Here is a 4,742-nt window from a genome sequence, read left to right as displayed (position 1 = left end):
GAGATGGGGGGATGGGGAGATGGGGAGAAAGATATGCTTGATGATTCTTCCTTTGTTTGCGATCGCTTGGTACATCTCAATCCCGAACTCTATTATTTTCTCCCCTGAATATGAATTAGCCCTGCCCTACCTCCCTACCTCCCCACCTCTTCTGCCTTGGAGCCTTTAAGCCAAACCTAAAACCTTGCGTAATAAAGCTTGATCTTCCAACTTGGCGGATAAGCGTCCTTTTTCTAAATCTCGAATCCAGCTTTGGCTTTTTCCAGTCATTTTTGCCAAATCTCTTTGAGACATACCTTGACGTTTTCTTGCTGCCAAAATTTGTTCGGCAGACAAAACTACTTGCTCATTTTGTTTGGTTCTTTTAATCCGGTTAGTACGCTTTTTCTTTTCGTCCTCACTGTTTTGTTGTTCCCAACCTACTGGTAGTTCAAACCACAAAATCCGGGCATTCATCAAGGAATTCCATTTACCACGAGGGCCAATATCGGTAATCCGAGAATCATTACCTCCATCGTTGATCCAGAAGTCTAAAGCATCGTCGGCATCATCAGGAAGTTCTGATAATTTTGCCCAAAGTGGTTGAATTTCTGAAGGATAGGTTACTGGGTCAAATATTGGTTTAATTCCATAATGATTGAGACATTCTAAGTCGCTTTCAAAGGTTCTCAATAATCTCTTTCTTTCTTCGCGCATTTGAGTTGCTAAGGCAACTTTTTTTTCTCCGTAAGCAATTCTCATTAATGTGGGTACAGTAATTCGCTGTTCTTTGCCCATTTTGGCTTTAAACAATAGCCATAACATCATTCGTGCCGCACCTTCATGTTGCTGCCAAATACTCATGACGTTAGTTAACAGAGATTTGGGCAAAATGCCATATTGATAAAAAGCGGTACGTTCTTTGCAACCTTGTTTGTTTAAGAAGTATTGTGCCCAAATTCCAGCGCGGATTTTGAAAGTTAATCCCACTAGATATTTGCATCCTAATTCATCTTCTTGAAAGTGATGCTGAATCTCTAGCAAGTGCCATAAGCGAGTTCCGCTGACCGAAAAGCCATTGATTTTTCCTTGTTTCGGCCAATCTATGGACGCAGTAATTAAGCAAGGTTGAAGGGCAATTTCTCTGATTAACGCGAGTTTGAAAGCTTTGCTTAAGTCCTTGCGTTTGTCGAGTCCTAAGTATTCTTCTATTTGTCTGTCGTTAATTAGAAATTCCTGCTGCCAGGGTTTTTCTAAGGCGGTGGCATGGGCAGCATATATTAGGTGCATACAAGCAGCACGAATGTCTAAGGATTCGATCGCTTTAACTGCTTGTTTTCCCATCAATGGTGCTGCTTCATCAGATAGGCTTTCCGTAATTCTTAATGATATTCCTCCCCTACCTCCATTAATGGAACGTTCGTAATAAGGCTGTCCCGAAGCTTCTACTTTCCAGGGTAAAGATTGCCTTTGCGCTAACAAATTACAGAGTTCCCAAATCAAGATAGAAGAAGCAAAGGGATTATTTTTACCATTAGCAAATAAGTCCGGGTTAGCGATCGGTCTAGTTTCTGCTTTGTATCTGCCCTTCTTTGGTTCTGACGGTAAAGGACAATCGATCGGGCAATAAGTTAGACATTGCGCTTCTGGATAATAACCTTCACAATTATTGCAAAGACTAGGGTCAATCCAATAATCATCACTCACCACTTTAATTGCACCAGTTGGGCAGTGAGTCCGACAACTATCACACTTTAAACAAGTACCAGGAATTTTGTATGCCATAAGCCAATCACATTTCTTCTCAGCAAGATTCCGACAATATCGACTTTTTATCGACTCATCTCACCTGAAGCTTTATTAAAGTTATTTCTTATAAAGATATAGAAGTAAAATTTTATATTTGTTCATCACAAGCTATTTAATGGACATTTAATATCTTCAGGTCTGAACATTAGGAAGTATTCCAATCCTTTACATACCGCTTACATATAAAAAGTACGCTAAGTATTTTTAATATTTTGTTCATAAAGAACATTTTGACAAAAGTTTACAAAAATTCACTTATCAGCCAGAGGTTATGGATAGAGGCTTCTGCATAGAATTTAAAGTTAATAATTATTCCTGATTAAGAGTGAAAATTCCGCAAATTAGTCATTAGTCATTAGTCCTTGATTGACTAATGACTAATTTTATGATTGGGTGTTTGAGAACTAGCAACAGGAGTTAGAAACGATCGCCAAATACCACAAAAATCTCATTACCGCCGCGATCGTTCCAACCGAACTCAAACCTGATTAAACCAAAAGGACTGCGAGCATTCAAACCAAAACCATAACCCAAACCATCCCCAGGTTTATCTCGGACTATCGCAGGTTCGCCCGTGACATCATCAGCGGTGCCCAAGTCAGAGCCGTAGTCTACAAACAGACTTCCCGACACATCAAAAGGTTGGCGAAAAGCACTAAAAGAAAAGATCGGAAAGCGGTATTCAGCTGTAGCTTGAATGAAACTGCTACTAGTACTAATTTCGCCTTTGCTGTAACCACGTACTGAAGATGCACCACCTAAAACAAAAGCTTCATAAGGCGGAACATCACCTAGCATCGTACCTGCTTGAAAATTTAAAATAAAAGTCTGCGGGCCTTCTTTAAAATTCAACAACCTCACTGGAAAAAATTGCGAGACATTAGCAGCAAACCTCGTATAAGTAATGCTGGCATTTCCCACAGGAAAAGATTGATCGACACCAAATCTGATTCGGGTACCCTTGGTGGGATAACTCGGAGTATCAGTGTTATCATACAAACCTGCAAAGTTTAACGTTAATAAAGCATCAATTCCATTATCGCTAAAAGATAATTTGTTACCGAATTCATCTCGCGGTGAGACGTTAGAAGTAAAAGCGGCATCTCGGATTACTACTCTTTGATAATTTAATCCTACCGCCATTTGTAGTTGAGATGCTAAACGACGGGAATATTCTATGCCACCACCTAAGCGATCGACCCAAGGTTCATCTCCATTCGGTAACTCTACTTCCCGTTCGCCATTTTCAAAAGCCGGAACTCGTGATTGTTGACTAGAAAAATTAAAAGAGAAAATTCCTGGTAAACTTCCAGGTGCAATACTGTAACTGAGATCGATACCTAAGAATTGAAGCCCACCAACTGCTTCAAGTAACAACCTTTGATTATCACCGATTTTTTGCTGTAAGTATCCTCCAATGTAAATATTGGGTAATGTAGTTGATTCTGCCGCTACAACTGTTTGACGAGTTGGCCCTTTTAACGCTGTTGGTTCTCCTAAAATTGAACCAAAACCAAAGCTGAGAGGTTTATTTCCGGGAAACAGCGGCTCAGTTCCTGATTGAACGTTATTATTTGGAGTATTCTGTGCAGTTTCTCTAATCTGTGATTCGGAAGTATTAGGTAACAAATCGGCGGCGTTAGTAGAAACTTTTTCTAAAGTGCGATCGACTAATCCATCGAAATAGCTTGCTTCTAATAACAAATCTGTCCAAGACAAATCTTGACTCCAGCTAACAGTGGTAAACAATAGGTTGGTACAAGTAGCACCTAAAATCAGAAATAATGGTTGTCTAAAAGAATTGTTTGACGTTGGCATTGACGTTTTCCTCACACTTGCCAAATAGAATAACATCCACCAATGTCTGAGTGGTTATATCATGTCCAATTGACTAGACAAAATGTAGAGACGTTATACATAACGTCTCTACAAGGCTTTGGGTTGAGGATAGGATGTCTGATTAAGCGGACATAATATTATTCATAATAGAAGAATGCTAGAACTTCACTGTCACACAACCTATTCCGACGGCACTCTGACACCAGCTGAACTTGTAAAAAAAGCTGCCCAAACTGGTGTAAAAGTGCTCGCAATTACCGATCACGATACCGTTTCTGGATGGAATGAAGCAATTGCTACAGCTGCTAACTACGAGATAGAAATAGTTCCAGGTATCGAACTAAGTACGGTACATAATGGACGTTCATTACATATCTTGGGTTTTTATCCCAATGCAGATTTAATTTATCCTGCATTACAAGAACGTTTAGCGGGAAGAAAACGCCGCGCTGCTCAAATGGTAGCTAATTTAGCTGCATTAGGTTATCACATTGAACTCCCCGAACTTAGCCCAGAAATGGCACCCGGAAGACCACATATAGCAGCGGCACTGGTGAGAGCGGGAATAGTAAAATCATCTCAGGAAGCATTCCAGCGTTGGTTAGGAGATGATAAACCTGCTTATGTACATTATGAAAAATTTTCCATCCAAGAAGGTGTTTCTTTACTGCGGGAATGTGGCGCGGTACCTGTGTGGGCGCACCCCTGTTTATTTCGCGGTGGCGTAATTACAGAAGTGCTTAAAGAATTGGTAGATGCAGGTTTAATGGGAGTAGAAGTTTATCATCCCAATCACAGTTCCAGGGATCAAAAGATGCTGTTAGAATTGTGTGCTAAATATGGTTTACTGGTTACAGGTGGCAGCGATTATCATGGCCCTAATTTTGTGTTTAACGATGAGGAGCGATCGCTTAATTATCTCCATCTACCGTTAGAATTACTAACACCTGTGAAAGAAGCAGCAGCAACTTTGCAAAGCAAAATTTAAATCAGTTAGCGATCGATCCAAAGCCAACAATTTTACTGTGAAAAGGAACTCCTGAACAAGGAAGAAGAGGCGGGGAGGTTAGGAGAGTTGAAGAATAGTTATTTAAATTATTTTCCCCCCATCCCCC

The 4,742-nt window shown here is 40.3% G+C and carries 3 protein-coding genes; 1 reads left to right on the top strand and 2 read right to left on the bottom strand.

Going from position 1 to position 4,742, the window contains the following annotated elements; translation table 11 throughout:
• Positions 1-165: 165 nt before the first annotated feature.
• Together IQ264_RS31630 and IQ264_RS31625 are read right to left on the bottom strand one after the other, a co-directional pair.
• Entirely contained in the window at positions 166-1,764 is a 1,599-nt protein-coding gene (locus IQ264_RS31630; RefSeq protein ID WP_193986567.1) for a helix-turn-helix domain-containing protein, read from the bottom strand.
• A 441-nt stretch (positions 1,765-2,205) separates the two neighbouring features.
• Positions 2,206-3,606 (bottom strand): BamA/TamA family outer membrane protein, encoded by a 1,401-nt coding sequence (locus IQ264_RS31625; protein ID WP_193986564.1) that lies wholly within the window; start codon positions 3,604-3,606, stop codon positions 2,206-2,208.
• Between the two features lie 175 nt (positions 3,607-3,781).
• Between IQ264_RS31625 and IQ264_RS31620 the strand changes: the two genes are divergently transcribed.
• Positions 3,782-4,615, top strand: a complete 834-nt coding sequence (locus IQ264_RS31620; protein WP_193986562.1) for a PHP domain-containing protein — start codon at positions 3,782-3,784, stop codon at positions 4,613-4,615.
• The last annotated feature ends 127 nt before the right edge of the window (positions 4,616-4,742 follow it).

Origin of the sequence: [Phormidium] sp. LEGE 05292 (assembly GCF_015207735.1) — a bacterium.
Classification (GTDB): Bacteria; Cyanobacteriota; Cyanobacteriia; order Cyanobacteriales; family Aerosakkonemataceae; genus Floridanema.
Note: the sequence above shows the minus strand (reverse complement) of the source record. Positions and strands in the feature narration are given on the sequence as shown.

What these genes read in the sequence shown, in the direction of transcription:
- IQ264_RS31630 (WP_193986567.1), bottom strand. Translation starts at nt 1,764, where the DNA reads ATGGCATACAAAATTCCTGGTACTTGTTTAAAGTGTGATAGTTGTCGG.
- IQ264_RS31625 (WP_193986564.1), bottom strand. Translation starts at nt 3,606, where the DNA reads ATGCCAACGTCAAACAATTCTTTTAGACAACCATTATTTCTGATTTTA.
- IQ264_RS31620 (WP_193986562.1), top strand. Translation starts at nt 3,782, where the DNA reads ATGCTAGAACTTCACTGTCACACAACCTATTCCGACGGCACTCTGACA.